Annotated in this window: 16 protein-coding genes; 7 read left to right on the forward strand and 9 right to left on the reverse strand. The window is 60.5% G+C overall.

The annotated features are described in order from the left end of the window. Positions 1-6: 6 nt before the first annotated feature. Both NW826_RS09080 and NW826_RS09085 read left to right on the forward strand, forming a co-directional pair. Positions 7-912, forward strand: coding sequence for an ABC transporter permease subunit (locus NW826_RS09080; protein WP_414334682.1), 906 nt, complete (start codon positions 7-9; stop codon positions 910-912). Further along, positions 909-1,751 carry an ABC transporter permease gene (locus NW826_RS09085; RefSeq protein ID WP_414334683.1) on the forward strand — a complete coding sequence of 281 codons (843 nt, stop codon included), beginning with the start codon at positions 909-911 and terminating at the stop codon, positions 1,749-1,751. The genes NW826_RS09080 and NW826_RS09085 overlap by 4 nt, the downstream gene beginning before the upstream one ends. Here NW826_RS09085 and cpdA read toward each other — a convergent pair. From cpdA to NW826_RS09105, 4 genes are all read right to left on the reverse strand, one after another. Continuing rightward, entirely contained in the window at positions 1,748-2,542 is a 795-nt protein-coding gene (cpdA, locus tag NW826_RS09090) for a 3',5'-cyclic-AMP phosphodiesterase (protein ID WP_414334684.1), read from the reverse strand. The genes NW826_RS09085 and cpdA overlap by 4 nt on opposite strands. A gap of 160 nt (positions 2,543-2,702) precedes the next feature. After that, the gene (gene psbP / locus NW826_RS09095; protein WP_414334685.1) at positions 2,703-3,287 is read right to left on the reverse strand and encodes a photosystem II reaction center PsbP; all 585 of its coding nucleotides are present in this window, start codon (positions 3,285-3,287) and stop codon (positions 2,703-2,705) included. A gap of 197 nt (positions 3,288-3,484) precedes the next feature. Beyond that, positions 3,485-4,243, reverse strand: coding sequence for a PspA/IM30 family protein (locus tag NW826_RS09100; RefSeq protein ID WP_414334686.1), 759 nt, complete (start codon positions 4,241-4,243; stop codon positions 3,485-3,487). A gap of 65 nt (positions 4,244-4,308) precedes the next feature. Beyond that, a complete protein-coding gene (locus NW826_RS09105) occupies positions 4,309-4,992 on the reverse strand; it encodes a polysaccharide deacetylase family protein (protein ID WP_414509955.1) in 684 nt (227 codons plus the stop codon). 485 nt (positions 4,993-5,477) lie between these two features. On the opposite strand from NW826_RS09105, the gene frr reads away from it, so the two are divergent. Both frr and NW826_RS09115 read left to right on the forward strand, forming a co-directional pair. Further along, positions 5,478-6,026, forward strand: a complete 549-nt coding sequence (gene frr, locus NW826_RS09110) for a ribosome recycling factor (RefSeq protein WP_414334688.1) — start codon at positions 5,478-5,480, stop codon at positions 6,024-6,026. Between the two features lie 130 nt (positions 6,027-6,156). After that, a complete protein-coding gene (locus NW826_RS09115; RefSeq protein WP_414509956.1) occupies positions 6,157-8,895 on the forward strand; it encodes a CBS domain-containing protein in 2,739 nt (912 codons plus the stop codon). Here NW826_RS09115 and NW826_RS09120 read toward each other — a convergent pair. The 5 genes from NW826_RS09120 to NW826_RS09140 form a co-directional block, all read right to left on the reverse strand. Next, positions 8,883-9,389 carry a DNA recombination-mediator protein A gene (locus NW826_RS09120; RefSeq protein ID WP_414334690.1) on the reverse strand — a complete coding sequence of 169 codons (507 nt, stop codon included), beginning with the start codon at positions 9,387-9,389 and terminating at the stop codon, positions 8,883-8,885. The genes NW826_RS09115 and NW826_RS09120 overlap by 13 nt on opposite strands. A gap of 90 nt (positions 9,390-9,479) precedes the next feature. After that, on the reverse strand, positions 9,480-10,709 hold the full coding sequence (locus NW826_RS09125; protein WP_414509957.1) for a VLRF1 family aeRF1-type release factor: 1,230 nt from the start codon (positions 10,707-10,709) through the stop codon (positions 9,480-9,482). An 88-nt stretch (positions 10,710-10,797) separates the two neighbouring features. Next, positions 10,798-11,691: a transglutaminase family protein gene (locus tag NW826_RS09130; RefSeq protein ID WP_414509958.1), complete on the reverse strand. Its 894-nt coding sequence runs from the start codon at positions 11,689-11,691 to the stop codon at positions 10,798-10,800. Positions 11,692-11,738: 47 nt separating this feature from the next. Then, complete coding sequence (gene mazG / locus NW826_RS09135) at positions 11,739-12,821, reverse strand: nucleoside triphosphate pyrophosphohydrolase (RefSeq protein ID WP_414509959.1); 1,083 nt, start codon at positions 12,819-12,821, stop codon at positions 11,739-11,741. Further along, on the reverse strand, positions 12,802-13,023 hold the full coding sequence (locus NW826_RS09140) for a DUF2949 domain-containing protein (protein ID WP_041438119.1): 222 nt from the start codon (positions 13,021-13,023) through the stop codon (positions 12,802-12,804). The genes mazG and NW826_RS09140 overlap by 20 nt, the downstream gene beginning before the upstream one ends. A gap of 497 nt (positions 13,024-13,520) precedes the next feature. Between NW826_RS09140 and NW826_RS09145 the strand changes: the two genes are divergently transcribed. The 3 genes from NW826_RS09145 to NW826_RS09155 all read left to right on the forward strand — a co-directional run bounded on the left by NW826_RS09145 (position 13,521) and on the right by NW826_RS09155 (position 16,934). Then, positions 13,521-13,757, forward strand: coding sequence for a DUF3148 domain-containing protein (locus NW826_RS09145; RefSeq protein ID WP_414334693.1), 237 nt, complete (start codon positions 13,521-13,523; stop codon positions 13,755-13,757). A gap of 220 nt (positions 13,758-13,977) precedes the next feature. Further along, entirely contained in the window at positions 13,978-15,558 is a 1,581-nt protein-coding gene (gene serA / locus NW826_RS09150) for a phosphoglycerate dehydrogenase (RefSeq protein ID WP_414334694.1), read from the forward strand. A gap of 59 nt (positions 15,559-15,617) precedes the next feature. Then, complete coding sequence (locus NW826_RS09155; RefSeq protein WP_414334695.1) at positions 15,618-16,934, forward strand: bifunctional folylpolyglutamate synthase/dihydrofolate synthase; 1,317 nt, start codon at positions 15,618-15,620, stop codon at positions 16,932-16,934. Positions 16,935-17,006 lie beyond the last annotated feature (72 nt).

The raw sequence follows: 17,006 nt of genomic DNA on the forward strand, positions 1-17,006 counted from the left end.
GGCTGTATGAATAGCTTAGATGGCTGGGGAGGGCTCAGGAAGGTAAGCCGCTGGCTGGGGCAGTACGGGCCGCTGCTGCCGGCTCTGAGCCTGGTAGGTCTGATCTACGGCGGTGGGCTGCTGCTGGCCCTGGCCCAGAGTGTGGGCCTCTACGGCTTGGGGAGGACGGGGTTGAGCCTGCAGGGATACGGGGAGCTCCTGGGAGATGCCGAGGTGTGGGGATCCCTGCTGCTGAGTCTGGGGCTTGCTTTGCTGGCGACCGGGTTGGCGCTGGTTTTGGGGTTGGGATCGGCGCTGTTGTTGCGGGGGCTAGGGGGGTGGGCCATCTGGCTGGCCCAGTTGACGTTGCCGGTTCCCCATTTGGTGGGGGCGGCGGGAATGTGGCTGTTGTTGGCTCCCAGCGGTTGGCTGGCGCGGCTGGCCTTCCAACTGGGGTGGATTGCCTCGGATCAGGATTTCCCGCTCTGGGTGAACGACCGCGGCTACGTGGGGGTGTTGCTCTACTGGCTCTGGAAGGAGATCCCGTTTGCCGCTCTGGTGGCGCTGACGCTGCTACGGGGAATGGGATCCGAGCTGGAGCAGCAGGCGCGCCTGTTGGGGGCCTCTGCCGAGCAAGCGTTTTGGCAGGTAACGCTGCCCTTGCTCAGGCCGGGGCTGCTGGCCACCGGGATCCTCATCTTTGGTTTTGTCTTCAGCGCTTTTGAGATCCCGCTGCTTTTGGGGCCCACCTACCCCCGCACCTTGCCGGTGCTGATCTACCAGCGTTTTACCCATATCAATTTGGAGCAGCGGCAGCAGGCGGTGGCGTTGGGGGTGATCCTGCTGGCCATCTCGGCCGCGGTGGTCAGCCTGATGGCGGGGCTGTTTGCGGCCAGGGGAGCCTTCTTGCAGCCGCCGGGGAGAAAGCCGTGAAAGGACGCCGCGCCTGCAGCCTCTCTGGATGGATGGAGGGATCCCTGCTCCGCTTGGGGGTGGTTGGGGTGACCTTCCTTTGGGCCTTGCCCTTTGGAGTGCTGGGCCTCTGGGCTTTTACGCGGGCCTGGTTTTTCCCCGATGCCCTGCCGCAGGCGTGGAGCCTAGCCGGCTGGCAGGAGTTCCTAGAGCGGGGATCTCAGCTCAGGGCAGCCTTTGGCCAGAGCTTACAAATTGCCCTGCTCACCACTCTGCTGGCCCTAGGGGTGGGGATCCCGGCGGGACGAGTTTTGGGCACCCGCCCGCTGCCTGCTTGGCTGCGCCTGCTCTTGCTGTTACCGGTCATCACCTCTCCTCTGGCTGTGCTGATGGGGATCCAAGGGGTGCTGATCCGCCTGCGCCTGGAAGGCACCCTGTTGGGGGTGGTTTTGGTGCATCTGATCCCGACCATCCCCTACATGGCTTTGGTGATGGGCAGTGTGTTTGCCCGCTTCGACCGCAGCTACGAGGCCCAGGCCCGCTGTTTGGGGGCGGATCCCTGGCAGGTGTGGTGGCAGGTAACGTTGCCCCTCGTGGCCCCTGGAGCAGCTATTGGGGCAGCCTTTGCCTTTTTGATCTCTTGGAACGAATTTTTGCTCACCTTTTTCGTCGGCGGTGGGCGGGTGCTCACCCTGCCGATGTTGCTCTACAGCCTCTTGCAGGGGGGGAACCACACCTCGATGGCCGTGGTGGCCCTCCTGTCGGTGCTGCCGGGATGGCTGGCCCTGTTGGCAGCCAGTTTCTGTTTGGGACAAGCGGTCGGACTGGCGCCCACCGCGATCCCAGAGGAAGGGAATTAGTATCCTTTCAAGGCCAAGTTAGGAGTTTGCAGAGCGGCTTCCACCCGCTGCACCTGGGTTTTGAAGCTGCCGTCCTGCTCCAGCCATATCTGCCTCAAAGCCGGGGGGATCACGTCCAGGCCAAACCGAGGGCTCTTGGGGCGAAATTGCACGCAGGTGGAAGGACAGGCCAAGTAATCGACCCCCTGCCGGCGGCGGTGCAGGTCTTGGTGGATGTGGCCGAAGAGCACCAGGCGAATGTGGTCGAACTCGTCCAAAACCCCAAACAGCCGCTCCGGCTGCTGCAGGGCACTTTGGTCCAGCCAGGGAGAATCCACCGAAAAAGGAGGATGGTGCAAGGCCAGCAAAACATGGTGTTGGGCGGCTTTGCTCCGCTGCAATTCTTGTTTCAGCCACAGCAAAGTGCGCTCCGTCAGGTAGCCGCTGTCTTTGCCCGGCACTAGAGAGTTCAATAGAATCAAGCTCCAGTTCTCTCGACTGAAGCTTTTCTCCCCGTGTACCCGCTCGGCGCGGAGCTCTGAGTTCATGTTATGAAGGCGATCGTGGTTCCCCGCCAGCCAATAGGTGTCGATGGGAAGAGCTTGCAGATGCTCTCGCAAACGGGCGTAGGCGGCGGCGCTGCCATCTTGGGCGAGATCCCCGGTGAGCAGCAGCACATCCGGCAAGGGATCCAAGGCGGCAATGGCCTTTTGCACCTGCAGAAAAGAGGTCTCTGTGTCCACCCCCAGCAGCCGCTGGTGTGGCTTGGCAAACAGATGCAGGTCGCTGATCTGAACCACGTAAACAGTCATGGAAGCGGCTGGAGAGGCGGGATCCCCTCTATAAAAAACACCACCGTTTTAGCACCGGATTCCCGGCTGGGATCGGCAGGCAACTCCATCTGGAAGGCCCAGCTTTAACTTGCCCAAGTCCGCCCCGTCCTCTTCATGAGAAAATCCTCAAGAAAAAGCTTCAGGAAACATTCAGAGAACGGCCCACATTCCTAAAAGCGGCTTGCACCTGCGGCCAGCGGGATTCTTGGGTGGAGGCCGTCAGAGTATAAAGGCGATGGTGGCGCACGGTTACCGTCACCACTTCATGGCGAAGCTGGGATCCCATGTCGGTTTGGTATTCAAACAGGTAGTAGGGCTGACCTTGCCGCTCAAAGGCTTCGGCAGCCAACAGCTTGGCGGAGCGACCGGATCCCTCAGGAGCGATGATCTTCTCTGCCACCAACTGCCCCACCTCGTCCGGGCCACCCAGGTCGGCGATCGTCTCTCCCTTATCAAAGGGGGCGATCATCAAGCTGACATTCTCCGTCTCGTACACCAGGTCGCGCAGCAGCACCGTCGGCCCTTTCCCCGGCCCGAGCTTGAGCGCCACCATACCGTTGGGATAGGCAAAGGCAAAGGCCCCGCTGGGATCCCTGTAGGCCCGCAGGTTGGAGCCTGCAGAGCAGGCACTGGTCAAAAGGCTGAGGCAGACACAGAGCAGCAATAACGCTCTGGACAGCCGTAGAACCAATCGGGCAGAATGCCCGCCCTGTGCTGCTGACATCGCTGGGATCCTCCCCTCAGATGGGTTACCTATCCTTATCATCCTAGTACGAGCGCATCAGCGCTAGCCCGTTGACCCTCAATGGCAAGGCTCCCCCTTGTACAGCACGGCTACCGCATGGGCTCAGACGGAGATGTTCGGCCCAGTTGCCGAGGAACCCGGAAACAGGGGATCCCCAGAATGGGAAGCTGCTGCCGCTATTGAGGGAGCCGCTTCTCGAAGTCCAAATCTGGCAGCGGCAGGTTGGCCGGCGCGCCCCCCTGGCCCGTCAGCATCGCCAAGCGGCGAGAGATCTCATCGTCCATGGCCATCTCGTCCAGTTGAGCGGCAATTTGCTCGCTGCGATCTTCCGAAAGCTCGCTCAGGGCGCGGGCCTTGAGCTGGCGAGCCTGGACAGCGTTTTTGGCTGCCTCAAATTGCGACTTGGCTGAGTCGATGTTGTAGGAATTGTTGACACGGGTCATCTGCTCGAGAGCTTGGTTCACCTCGTTGATGTCTTTGAGGTTGCTCAGCTCGCTCTTGTAGGCGGCCAGTCGCTCCTTTTCGCGGGCCAGCTTCTGCTTGGCCGCGTTGACATAGCGCTCGGCAGTTTCCACATTCTCTTTGAGGGGGCCGAGAATGGCCTCAATTTGCAGCGCTTGGGACATAGCCAAGCGGGCCGCCTCTTGATCGCCCCGTTGGGCGGCCAGGCGAGCTTTGTTCTCCAGAGCCTGGTACTCCCGCACCTTTTGCATGTACTTCTGCTCGGCCCGCTGATAGGCAGCCACTTGGGTGGCAACGGCTTCGGTGAGACGCTGAACCGTTTCCTGCATGGTGCGCAGGGATTCTTCCGCCACCATCACTGCCCCTGTGCCCCCTTTGTCCACGGGGAGCCCCCACAGCCAGTTCCAAGTTCCGACGATGACGCTGCCGGCCCGTTGCCCGAAAATGCCGTAGATGATCTTGCGTGCACCCATGACCTGACCCTCCTGTTTGCTCTTGCCTCTACTGTATTTAACTTTCTCCGCAACTGACAGATCTTCTAGGGATCCGGCAAGTGGACAAATTCAAACCCCCGCTCCTTCAAAGCCGGGATCAACTGCCGCGCCACCTCAGCCACTTGGGATCCCCCCTGAACGCCATCGTGCAGCACGATCAAGGAGCCAGGCTGTACCTGGGCCAGCACCCGCTCCACCACCACCGCTACCGGTGGAGTCAGCCAATCCTCGGGTACCACGCTCCACATCACCGGACAAAAGCCCCAACGGCGCAAATCCACAAGCGTCTGCGGCCAAAACAAGCCATTGGGCGGGCGCACAGCCCGATAATCGCCAGGGATCCCGCCACAGGCAGCCACCAGGGCAGCTTGGCTGCGCTTCAGGCTCCGCCGCAGTTCGTCGGGGGCAAGCTGGGTAAAAGAGCGATGCTGCCAGCCGTGAAGGCCAATGCGGTGACCTTGCTGGCGGATCTGACGGGCTAGGTGGGGCCAGCGCTGCACCCGTTCTCCCAGGACAAAAAACGTGGCCGGCACCTGAAAATCCAGCAAAACCCGCAACAGAGCCGGGGTGTACTCGGGGTGAGGGCCATCGTCAAACGTGAGGGCCACCCGCCGAGCATGGGGATCTGCCGGCAGCTCCCACAGGCCCTCGGGAAAGAGGATCTTGAGGCCCCAATGCAGGGGTGGGTAGAAGAATGAGGGCAAGATTTGCCGAGAAGAAAAGAGCATTTCCGTTAGCCTGGCAAGTCTACAGATAGCTTGAGCCTAGAGCCAGTTCCCGGCAGCGTTGAGCGAGCAGTTGAAGCAACCCATTCAGCTAGAAACCGCAGAAGCCCCGCGCTCTGGCGTAGCCGGTCGCGAAGCGGGACGGAGTCCTTGCGTCGGGAGGAATGCGAGAAGCCGGACAACAATGTAGTTTACGTGTGACCGCCCACAGCAATCCAGTCGCAGCTTCTTCCAGCGTTAGCAATATAGGTCCATCTCTAGATCCATCTCTTGCGTAGGAAGGATCCCGCTTGGCTGAGGTTCACCTCATCAACTGCTGGGAAGCCAAGAGCCGGCACTAGGGCAAACTGGATCTATCTGGCCGTGCTGTCGCTATCTGGATCCCTTGCGGATCCCAACGAAGCAGTAAAATTGAGGTCAGGCTGACCGTAGAGGTGTCGAGTTGGCTGCCAAAGCCTGGAAACTGTTTTGAAAGCGAGGAAAACGCCGTGGAGCTAGCTGAGATTGAGGAGTTGATGAACAAAGCTGTGCAAGCCACACAGCGCTCCTTTAATACGGTACGCACCGGGCGGGCCAATGCCAGCCTGCTGGATCGCGTGCAGGTGGAGTACTACGGCGTGCCCACTCCCCTGAAGGCCTTGGCCAGCCTTACCACGCCAGACTCCAGCACTCTCTTGATCCAGCCCTTTGATCCCTCGACCTTGGCGGCCATTGAGCGGGCTATTGTCGCCTCTGACCTGGGCTTAACCCCCAGCAACGACGGTAAGGTGGTGCGCCTCAACATTCCCCCTCTGACGGAAGAACGCCGCAAAGAGCTGAGCAAACAGGTGGCCAAACTGGCCGAAGAGGGTCGGGTCTCGATCCGCAACATCCGGCGGGATGGCATCGACTCGGTGCGCAAGCGGGAGAAAAACGGCGAGCTGTCGGAAGATGAATCCAAAAGCTTGCAAGAGGATATCCAGAAACTGACCGACCGCTACATCAAGAAAATCGATGAGCTGCTGGCAGAAAAAGAAAAGGAACTGACCACTCTTTAAGGCTTTGTCCTTGAAGCACCCCTGCCAATTCATTTTTGGCCCACAGCAGTCAAGCGGCAGTTCTCTCCCTGTGGCCGGGATCCCAGGTTGGGCCAGGATGGAAGGAAGAAGGCGGCGGGCATAGCTGTCCATGGATCTAATCCTGTGCCATCAAGCGGCGGACTTCGACACCTTGGGGGCAGCGGTGGGGGCAGCGCGCCTGTACCCGGGAGCCCGCATTGCCTTGACCGGGGGATCCCTGCCGGGGGTACAGGAGTTTTTGGCCCTGTACCGGGATGAATTTCCCCTCATCGAGCTGCGTTCGGTGGATCCCCGCCAGGTGCAGCGGTGGATTGTGGTGGATTGCCACGATCCGGATCGCCTGGGCAAGGCCGCCGCTTGGGTGAATGTCCCCGGCGCGCAGATTGAGATTTTCGACCACCACCTCCAGGATCCGGAAACCCCGACAGATTGCTTTTGGCCGCAGCAGCAGGTTACCTGCCATATCGAGGCTGTGGGATCCACCTGTACATTGCTGGTGGAGCGGCTGCAGGCTGCCGGGATCCCCCTCAGCCCTTTTGAGCGGCTGGCGCTGGCCTTGGGCATCCACATGGACACCGGATCCCTGACTTTCCCGGAAACCACCGCCCGCGATGCTGCCGCCCTGAGCTGGCTGTTGCAGCAGGGGGTAAACCTGGTCTTGTTGCGGCGCTTTTTGGGGGATGGCCTCACCCCCCAGATGCGCGAACTGCTCAGCCAGGGGCTGGCCCAGATGCAGGTAGAGCAGGTGGGGGAGTATCGCCTGGGAACGTGGCTGCTGGAGCTGCCGGAGTTTGTGCCCGGCTTGGCCGGCTTGGTGATGCGGCTGATGGATCTGACGGGGGTGGACGTGCTGCTCTTGGTGGCGCGGCAGGGGGAGCGGCTGAGCCTGATCGGGCGGGCACGGCAGGAGTTTGCCCGCCTGAGCCAGGTGATGGCCCTCTACGGTGGCGGCGGCCACGACTGTGCAGCGGCGGCCACGCTGAAAGCCAGCCCCGACCAGCCTTTGCCCGACCCGGCCCAAGTCCTGGCGGCCCTCAGCCAGGCGGTCAAAGCGCGGATCCCACCCCCGGTGACGGCCAAAGACTTGATGTCGGCCCCGGTGCGCACCATCCGACCGGAGATCACCATCGACGAGGCGCAGCGGGTGCTGTTGCGCTATGGCCATTCTGGCCTGGTGGTGGTGGATGCCCAAGGCCGCTTGGTGGGGGTGATCTCGCGGCGGGATATCGATATCGCCCTGCACCACGGGTTTGGCCATGCCCCTGTCAAGGGCTACATGACCACCGACGTCAAGACGCTCTCCCCCGACACGCCGCTGGCGGAGATCCAGCGGTTGATGGTGCAGTGGGATATTGGCCGCCTGCCCGTGCTCCAGGATGACCAGTTGGTGGGCATCGTGACCCGCACCGACGTGTTGCGGCATCTACACGAGCTGCCGGCCCTCTCGCCGCAGTTGGCTTCCCCTGCCCTTTCCTGCCCTCTGGATCTCACCTTCGCGGCTCTGTCGGAACGGCATCGACAGTTGCTGGAGCAGGCCGCCCGCATCGCCGATGAAAAGGGCCTGAGGGTGTATCTGGTCGGGGGAACGGTACGAGATCTGTTGCTGCACCGGTGGGGGCGCCCGCCCTCACCCAACCTGGAGCGGCTGGATCTGGACTTGGTGGTGGATGGGCCTTACCCCTTGGCTATCGCCGGGACAGATCCCCCAGGCTGGGGCTTGATTTTGGGACAAGCGCTCAAACAGCACTTCCCAGAAGCGCGGCTGGAGATCCACGGCAAATTCCAAACGGCGGCTTTGATCTGGCCAGGCGGCTTTTGTGTGGATATCGCCAGTGCCCGCACCGAGTTTTACCCCTACCCGGCCTCGCCCCCCGAAGTGGCCATGGGATCCATCCAACAAGATCTCTACCGGCGGGATTTTTCCATCAACGCCCTGGCCCTGCGCCTCAACGGCCCCCAGCGGGGACAGGTGCTGGATTTTTTCGGCGGACAAGCGGATCTGCAGCAGGGGATCATCCGCGCCCTGCACCCCAACAGCTTCATCGAGGATCCCACCCGCATCTATCGAGCAGTGCGCTTTGCGGTGCGCCTGGGCTTTAGCTTGGACTCGACCACAGAAAAATGGATCCGCGCTGCCGTGGCCAGTGGCCTGCACGATGCTGTCGGCGGGGATCGCCTCAAGCAAGAGCTGGCCTACATTTTCCAATCCCGCGATTGGCCGCAGGCTTTTGAGCGGCTGGCGGAATGGGGAGCCTTGCGCTGTATTCACCCCGACCTGGAGTGGGATCCCTCCCTGTGTCGGCGGTTGCAGCGGGTGGGCCGCTGGGCCCATCACTTTCGCCGCCGCTATCCCGAGCTGGGCTCCCAGGAGATCTGGCAACTGCGCCTCGAGGCTCTCCTCCTCACACTGCCCCAAGCGCCCCAGGTAGCCAACCAGCTCCACCTCACCCAAGCGGGCGTCGAACGCCTCAGCCAGTTCCCCCACTACCAAACCCTGCTGGCCCAACTGAATTCTGGATCCCTGTCTCCTGCCCAGGTGGTGCAACGGCTGCAGGGGCTGCGGATCCCGGCGGTGATTTTGTTGGCCAGCCTTGCCGACAAACCGGCCCGGCGACTGATCTGGCGCTACTTGCAGGAGTGGCACTGGGTCAAGCCGCTCCTCAACGGCCATGACCTGCGTCGTCTGGGCTATAGGCCAGGTCGCTCTTTCCAGGCGATCTTGGAGCAACTGCGTTGTCTCACCCTCAACGGCGAACTCACCACCCCGGCAGAAGCCGAAGCCTGGCTACAAGAACACTTTCCCTTGCCGCCAGCTCAACCCAGGGAGGAGCCCCATCAATCGAAATAGAAGAGAGTTACCAACTTGTGTTGCTCCTCGGCGTGCTTACAGGCATCCAGGAGCGTGACGCTGTCGTGAAAGACAAAGCAGATCAACTGCTGACACTTGCTGATGATCTCCAGATTGCACAGGCGGCTGGCTTCTGCCAGGGGAAGATGGTCATTTTCGGGGTGCTCTACCAAATGCAGCACCTGCTCCAGGCTGGCCCGCGACTCTGCCGGCTGTCGCTCCAGGCTTTGCGGCAAGATCACCGTCAGCGATTTCATGTCCGCCCGCATCGCCCCCCGAATCACGGCCAGGTTGGTGCCAATGGCCCCAGAGGTGAGGATCTGGTTGCCGGTGAGGGCCAAAGCATAGCTGAGGGTCTCGATGAGGTACTGGTGGGTGATGGGCACGTGACGACTGCCCAGGATTGCCACTCGTTTCGGCCCAACTTGCTGAATCGCGGCCAGCTCCTGCAAAAAGGTGTCAACGCTGGTGGGAAGATCAATAGACTGGGTCAACGGGATCCCTCGGCAAACTTTCAAGATCTTGGCTAGGCTATGCTAGCCCAATTTTTCGCCTTGGGATCCGGCCTTATTGGGTCGCGGCCTCTACCAGCGCAGCAGCGCGGCTGCTCCTTGGAATTCGTGGAGCAAGCGGTCTTCGGCCTCGCCACGGACAAACTCCAGCTTGGCGCCAAAATCGCGGGCCAGCACCCAGACCTGATCCCGCAGCGCCACCGGTTGCGGCTCTGGGCAGAGGAGCCGGGCCATCTCCTGGGTTCCCCCCACCGAGCCGTCTGGGCAGCGCCAGATGGTAGTCTCCAACCTCCAGGGCAGGACGAGAATTTCCACCCGACCCAGTTGGAGAGCGTCCAGCACCGCGTCCACGCCCCAAGCGCCGGGCTGCTCCCGAATCCGCTCCAACAAGACCAGTTCCCCTCGGCGCTCGGCGGCCTCCAGGACGGGCACCACTCGGTCGAGGATGTCTTGCGGCGTCGGTGCGTGGAGGTTGGCGGGGTGCCCCACCCGGGCGACGACGCGGTTGCGCAAGCCGCGGTTGAGGTAGCCCTCAAAGTGAGATACCTGCCAGGCTTCCCCCATGAGCACCAGCCGCTCAATGCCCAGCCGATCCACCGCTTTGTCGAGGGCCTGGGCCAGGCGCTGGTAGAGCTTGTGCATCCAGAGGCTGACCTTGGCCGCCTCGCGCTCCTTGGGGGAGAGTTTGTCGAAGGTGCCGCCGCTGCGGGCCCGACGCTCGGCAACGGCATTTTCGATGCGGCCGGCCAGATCCCGGAGTTCCTGCCACTCGTCGGCGCCGATGTTGGCAAAGATTTCGGTATCCTCCCGCAGTTCTCCCAGAAAGAGCTCGTAGAAGTGCCACCTGGCTCCGGACAGGTGCAACACCCCGGCCCGCTCATATTCATCGAAGGCGAAAATCAAAGGGGTCAAGTACGGCTCACCCCAGCGGGCTTCTACCCGCCCGTGGGCCAGATCCACTACGGGCAGCTCCACCTGCAGGTCAATTCGACGCAGCACTAGCTTGCCATCAGCGTTGCGGCTGGCAAAAAGAACTAAGGTGCGGGCGGAAGGGCGCTCCTGTTCCAGCAGGGCAAGGATTTGCTCGTAGAGAGAAGGATCCCGCTTGCCCTCCCGGAACTCCGGCAGCTCTTTGATAGCGTTCTTGATGCGTCCTACCCAGGCAAGGCGGGCATTTTCGGGACGGGCAGGGTTGATGTCGGCGTATAACGAGAGCACCGGCGTGCTGCTGTCGCCAAAGGCAGCTTGTAAATCCTGGATCAGGGTGTTGAGCTCTTCCATGGTTTGGAAAAGGGACTTCACTACAAGATATCTAAAGCAAGATATCTAAAGTAGGAGATGCAACAGCAGATCTATCAAGGGATCCCACGCAGGATGGAGCTCAGTTGAGCTAGGCTTGAGGAGAAGATCCTGCCTGGATTTGGATAGTGTAGCTCATGTGGCTGTGAACACCCCTGCCCAGCCAATGGCCGTAGATAGGAGCGGCACCTCGGGGGTAGGCACTGGCCGCCAAAGCCACGTGGCCATCGGCCACGGCCAGCCCTTGGGTGGGATCGAACCCCCGCCAACCGGCCCCCGGCAGATACACCTCTGCCCAGGCGTGCAGGTGGCGCTCTGCTGGCTCTTTGCTGGCTGTGCCCTGGAGTTCGGGGTTCTCTTGCAACGGCGGGCTGACCTGGTAGCCGCTGACAAACCGTGCCGCCAGACCTACTGCCCGACAGCCCTCCATAAACACCAGCGTCAGGTCACGGCAGGAGCCGGTTTTGCGCTGCCACGTCAAGCCGGCGGGCCAAGGATCCCCCTTTTCCCGCAAGATGTGGCGGCACTCGGAGTAGATGCGTTGGTTAAGCGCCGGCAAAAAAGCCGTCGTCTCCCCCTGCACCTGATCCCAGAGCTCCCAGGCCAGGCTTTGGATGCCGGCATCTGCCGGGGTTGCCAGATAGGGCTGCAGTTGGGCCGCCAGCGTGCTGGGGTAGTTGATGGGAAGGTGGGTGGCCCAATCGCAGAGCAGATAGTCAAAGGGGTTGCGCCGCAGGGTGACCACGGTGGACTGGGTTTGGATGCGCAGATGTTCGGTGGGATCCCCAAACCAGAGCTGAACCGCCGCGTTGCCATCCAGATCCACCAGCTCCGATTGGCCTGCCGGGCGGGGATCCACCTGCAGATCAAAGGCCAAGAGGGCTTGGATCCCGTTGCAACGGGGTCGCAAGCGCACAGTGTGGGGCTCCAGTTGCACCGGACAACTGTAGCGGTATTCGATGAAATGGCGGATTTGAATTTGCACGGTTCGGTGAATGGATACTCCTCAGAGCCGGCCCAACCCCAGACGAACTAGGGATGGTCTTGCTTGGCCTGTTGCCAGAGAACTTCCAATTCCTGGAGACTGCGTCCTTTGAGCATGGAGCCTTTGCCATCGCCGGGCATGGATCCTGTCGGCTCCTGGGCCAGCTCTTCCATGCGCAAAAAACGACGGGCAAAACGCAGGTTGGTCTGAGCCAGCGCTTGGGCAGCATCCAAGCCATAGCAACGGCCCAAGTCGACCAGAGCAAACAGCAGATCCCCCAACTCGGCTGCCTGTCGGGCCGGATCGGGGGGATCCCTTTCCAATTCTTGGCGCAGCTCGGCTTCTTCCTCGCGGATCTTGGCCCAGATCCCCTTCACCGTTGGCCACTCAAATCCCGCTCCCACCAACTTTTGGGAGATCTTCAGAGCAGCCATCAGGGGGGGCAAACTTTGAGCATAGTGGAGCAGCTTTTGACCAAGGCTTTGATCCGGTTGCTCCTCTTGCTTGATCTGCTCCCAAGAGCGGTGCAGCTCGGCCAGGTCTGCCGGCACAGCCTCCCCAAATACGTGGGGGTGACGACGGATCAGCTTATCGGCAATCCGCGCCGCCACAGCTTCCAGATCAAAGTGGTTCTGCTCGGCAAAGATCTGCGACTGCAGCACCACCTGCAACAACAAATCCCCCAGCTCATCGGCAATCGCTGCCGGATCCCCGCCGCGAATGGCCGCTACCGCCTCATACGCCTCTTCGAGAATGTAGGGAGTAAGAGACTCTGGAGTTTGGGCCCGATCCCAAGGGCAGCCGTCGGGAGCACGCAACCGAGCCACAATCGCCGCCAAACGACTCAGGTGCAGAGTAGAGGCGGGACGCTCCAGATAAAGGTGGGCAAAATGGCCCGTTGTCTGCGGATCCCAGCTTTGAAGCGTCAAGGGGCCGGCCACCACCTCCAAGCCTTCTGCCAGCAGCGTAACAGACTGGACAGGGGCACAGACCTGTTGCAGAAAACGGCGCAACTCCCCCAGATCCTTTCCCCCACAGCTTTTCAGCAGCAGGGATCCCTGCTCCACAGTAGACCACCGAGCCAGCGCCTGTTGCCAGTCGGGCTGAAGACTATCCAGCGTTTGCAGCATGGTCAAAAGGGTAGGTGCGGCCCAAATCCAAAAGGCGGCTGAGCTGCTCTAGATCGATGAAACTCAACTCCAAAAGAATCATCAGCAACGGCCCTTGCTGGCGATGCTGCAGCTTTTTGGCCAAACTCAGTTGAGAACGGTCGATAATACCCGTTTCCAACAGATATTCCTCAAGGGCTGGGGGGGGAATCGGATCTAGCATGGTCGTTTCGCGGCGCTGAAGAAGGACGACTGTGAAAACTGAGAAGATAGTCAACCAATGTAACTATTCTTAACACTCCTATAGGATTTCGGCAAAGATCTGGCCAGCGAGTGGGCCAAAGGCCGGTTTGCCAAGCCCTGCGCCCACAGCTCCACAGCGAGAAAACCCCTAGATTACTCGGGTAAATGAGGTTTTCGTATCCAAAGATACAAAAAACAGTTGGAAGAGGTCATGGTATGATAGCAGACTCACGAACAGTTGGCAGCATCTCAAAAGGCTGGCTAGCTTTTCCTCTTGGGAAAAACCAGGGAGCTTGAGCAAGATGTTACCTTTTTATCCTGGCAACTTCGGTACTTAAGATAAAAATCTTACAACAATGGCTCAGGGATCCAGTGGGTTCTGGGCTCCGCCCTGTTGTTTGGGTTGGGTCAGGTTTCGGGCCTGCATCGCCCTGGGTCTCGGCTAAGCTAGAGATGGTTGCAGCATGAACTCTCCCTATGTCTGAAGCTCAGGGGTTACTGCCGGTGGGGGCGACGGTTCAGGTGGTGGAGATACCGCCCTATCTAAAGACGGCTGACCCGATGCCGATGTTGCGCCCGGCCCATTTGATCCGCTTGCACGAACAAGGGGTGATCCTGCAGCGGCGGCTGTTGGGCACCTATTGTGTGCAATTTGCCAATGGCGTCTTTCTCATCGACGGGAAATATATTGCCCCGGTGGGATCCCTGTCTTAACGGGCCCATCTCTCTTCCAAGGCAGCTCGATGGGTTTTTGGGATCGGACAGCTTGCTGCAGAATTGAGTTTTCACCTTACCGGCGGACTTTCGCGGTAGATTAAAGTGTGCCAATTGAGGTTGGATCAAGGTTTGGCTTATCCGCTGGGATCCGCCTTAACTGGCAGCAATTGGTTCTTCTGCTTCTGTTGCCCTCCATCCCACAAGACCAGCGCTGCTTATGCCCAGAGTTATCGTTACAGATCCCATCGATCAGGCGGGGATCGATATCCTCTCTCAAGTGGCTCAGGTGGATGTGCAAACCCAGCTCACCCCAGAGCAGTTGATCGCGGTTATCCCCAGCTACGATGCCATCATGGTGCGCTCCGGCACACGGGTCACCCGCGAGGTGATCGAGGCGGGGACGAACTTGAAAATCATCGGGCGGGCGGGTGTTGGAGTCGATAACATCGATGTGCCTGCCGCAACCAAAGCCGGGATCCTGGTGGTCAACTCGCCCGAGGGCAACACCATTGCCGCTGCCGAGCACGCCATTGCTTTAATGATGGCCCTCTCGCGCCACATACCGGATGCCAATGCCTCTCTGAAAGCGGGCCAATGGAATCGGCAGGAGTTTGTCGGCGTAGAAGTCTACAAAAAAACCCTGGGGATTGTGGGATTGGGGCGAATTGGCTCCCACGTGGCCCAGATTGCCAAGGCGATGGGGATGAAGCTGCTGGCCTACGACCCCTACCTCTCCATGGAGCGGGCAGAGCAACTGGGGGTGCGCCTGGTGGACTTCACGACTTTGGTACAGGAATCGGACTACATCACTCTGCACATTCCCAAAACGCCTGAAACCACCAACCTGTTCAACGCCGAAACCTTCCGTATGATGAAGCCGACTGCTCGCCTAATTAACTGTGCCCGTGGCGGCTTGGTGGATGAACAGGCGCTGTACGAAGCCCTGAAATCCGGCCAAATTGCCGGAGCCGCTTTGGATGTCTTTGCCAACGAGCCGCTGAAGGACTCTCCGCTGTTTTCTTTGGGCAAGGAAGTCCTGCTCACCCCCCACCTAGGGGCCTCCACTGAAGAAGCCCAGGTGAATGTGGCTATCGACGTGGCCGAGCAGATCCGCGATGTGTTGTTGGGGCTGCCGGCCCGCTCTGCCGTGAATATCCCCGGCTTACAGGCAGAGGTGTTGCAAAACCTGAGACCCTACCTGGACTTGGCCGAAACCTTGGGCAACTTGGTTGGCCAGTTGGCTGGGGATCGCGTCAACCAGTTGGAGATCCGCCTGCAGGGAGATCTGGCGGAAAAAGATGGGCAGCCGATCGTCATTGCCGCCCTCAAAGGGCTTTTGACGCTGGCGCTGCGGGAACGGGTCAACTACGTCAACGCCTCCATCGAGGCCAAAGAACGGGGCATTCGGGTGGTGGAAACTCGAGATCCCTCCTTGAAAGATTATTCGGGATCCCTGACGTTGATTGCCCATGGCCCCAATGGGATCCGCTCCGTTTCGGGGGCGTTGATCGGGGAGCGAGAGGTGCGGATTACCCAGATTGACGAGTTCCCGGTGAATGTGCCCCCTTCCGCCAACATGCTGATGACCCTGCACCGAGATATGCCCGGGATCATCGGGCGAATTGGCACCCTGCTGGGAGCCTACAATGTCAACATCGCCAGCATGCAGGTGGGCCGCAAGATCATCCGCGGCGATGCAGTAATGGTGCTCAGCTTAGATGATCCCCTGCCAGATGGGATCCTAGAAGAGGTACTCAAGCAGCCGGGCATTCGCGACGCTTTTGTGGTGAACCTCTAGAGCCGCTGGTAGCGATCCCCAAACCTCACTTCCCCTAGCTAGCGAGACGGAGTCTTGGCTTGAGCCAGAGCGATCTGTCCTTAAACCTGCCTCAGATCCCAGACTGGGATTGGCCGGCGTTTCTGGAGTCGCTGGGCCATTTTGGTGTGGATCTCAGCCTGGAGCGCATGCAAGTCCTGCTGCAGCGCCTGGGTCGGCCCCAAGCCGGGATCCCGGCTATCCACGTGGCCGGCACCAACGGCAAGGGATCCGTCTGTGCCTGGGTCAGCCACGTGCTGTGGGCAGCGGGCTATCGCGTCGGTCGCTACACCTCTCCCCATTTGGTGGACTGGCGGGAGCGGATCTGGCTGAACGGGGAGTACATTTCTGCCAACGACTGGAGCCAAGCGTTGGCCCAAGTGCGCGACTGCCTACAAACCTATGCTCCTGGCGAGGCTTCTCCCACCCAGTTTGAGGTCATCACCGCTGCCGCTTGGCTGTACTTCCGCCGGCAAAAGGTGGACGTGGCAGTGATAGAAGTGGGCTTGGGTGGTCGGCTGGATGCCACCAATGCCGGGATCGAGCCCGTGGTGACCGCCATCACCTCCATCGGCTGGGATCATTGGCAGCGCTTGGGCAACAGCCTGCCCCAAATTGCCTCTGAAAAGGCGGGTATTCTCAAGCCAGGGATCCCAGCAGTGTGCGCACCCCAAACCCCAGAGGTTACAGCAGTTATCCGAGCCAAGGCAGAGCAGTTGCAAAGCCCCCTACGGGTGGTTGAACCCCTGCAATGGTTGCAACCCCAAACCGTCCGATGGCGAGGGCAGATCCTCACCTTGCCCCTCAGCGGCGATGTACAACTCACCAATGCAGCGGTAGCCCTTGCCGTTGTGGAAACCCTACAACAACAGGGCTGGCAGATCCCCGATGCCGCCGTAGAAAAGGGGTTTGCCATCACCCGCTGGCCGGGGCGCTTACAACGGGTGCAGCTTGGTTGCCGCCAGTTGCTGATGGATGGAGCTCACAACTTACCCGCCGCCCAGGCTCTCCGTCGTTATCTAGACAAGCACCAACCTGGATCCCTTGCCTGGTATGTCGGTATCCTCAGCACCAAGGATGTCAAAGGTATTCTCAGCACCCTGCTGCGACCGGGAGATTCCTTCTTCGCCTTGCCAATTGCCGGACACTTAGGGACAGATCCCGAACAACTGGCCCAACTGGCCCAAACCCTGCAACCCCATCTCGCTTCAGCACAAGCATTGCCCGATTTGTCTACTTTTTGTGTTCAGATGCAGGAGTCTCAAGCTGTTGGGGAGCCACCGGCTGTGGTTTGCGGGTCTTTGTATCTATTGGGCCAAGTGATGCGGGAATGCTTGGGGTGGGGATTGGCCCGTTGACAGCGGGGTTGAGTAAAGACTAGCCCCCCCTTGGGTGGTGGGGGGGCAGAGGTGAGCCTGGCACCGAGCTAG

It is taken from the genome of Synechococcus sp. OH20 (assembly GCF_047502685.1).
In the GTDB taxonomy this organism is placed as follows: domain Bacteria; phylum Cyanobacteriota; class Cyanobacteriia; order Thermostichales; family Thermostichaceae; genus Thermostichus.

Coding starts and splice junctions, on each gene's coding strand:
- NW826_RS09080 (WP_414334682.1), top strand. CDS start 7: ATGAATAGCTTAGATGGCTGGGGAGGGCTCAGGAAGGTAAGCCGCTGG.
- cpdA (WP_414334684.1), bottom strand. CDS start 2,542: ATGACTGTTTACGTGGTTCAGATCAGCGACCTGCATCTGTTTGCCAAG.
- psbP (WP_414334685.1), bottom strand. CDS start 3,287: ATGTCAGCAGCACAGGGCGGGCATTCTGCCCGATTGGTTCTACGGCTG.
- NW826_RS09100 (WP_414334686.1), bottom strand. CDS start 4,243: ATGGGTGCACGCAAGATCATCTACGGCATTTTCGGGCAACGGGCCGGC.
- NW826_RS09105 (WP_414509955.1), bottom strand. CDS start 4,992: ATGCTCTTTTCTTCTCGGCAAATCTTGCCCTCATTCTTCTACCCACCC.
- NW826_RS09115 (WP_414509956.1), top strand. CDS start 6,157: ATGGATCTAATCCTGTGCCATCAAGCGGCGGACTTCGACACCTTGGGG.
- mazG (WP_414509959.1), bottom strand. CDS start 12,821: ATGCTGCAAACGCTGGATAGTCTTCAGCCCGACTGGCAACAGGCGCTG.
- NW826_RS09140 (WP_041438119.1), bottom strand. CDS start 13,023: ATGCTAGATCCGATTCCCCCCCCAGCCCTTGAGGAATATCTGTTGGAA.
- NW826_RS09145 (WP_414334693.1), top strand. CDS start 13,521: ATGTCTGAAGCTCAGGGGTTACTGCCGGTGGGGGCGACGGTTCAGGTG.
- serA (WP_414334694.1), top strand. CDS start 13,978: ATGCCCAGAGTTATCGTTACAGATCCCATCGATCAGGCGGGGATCGAT.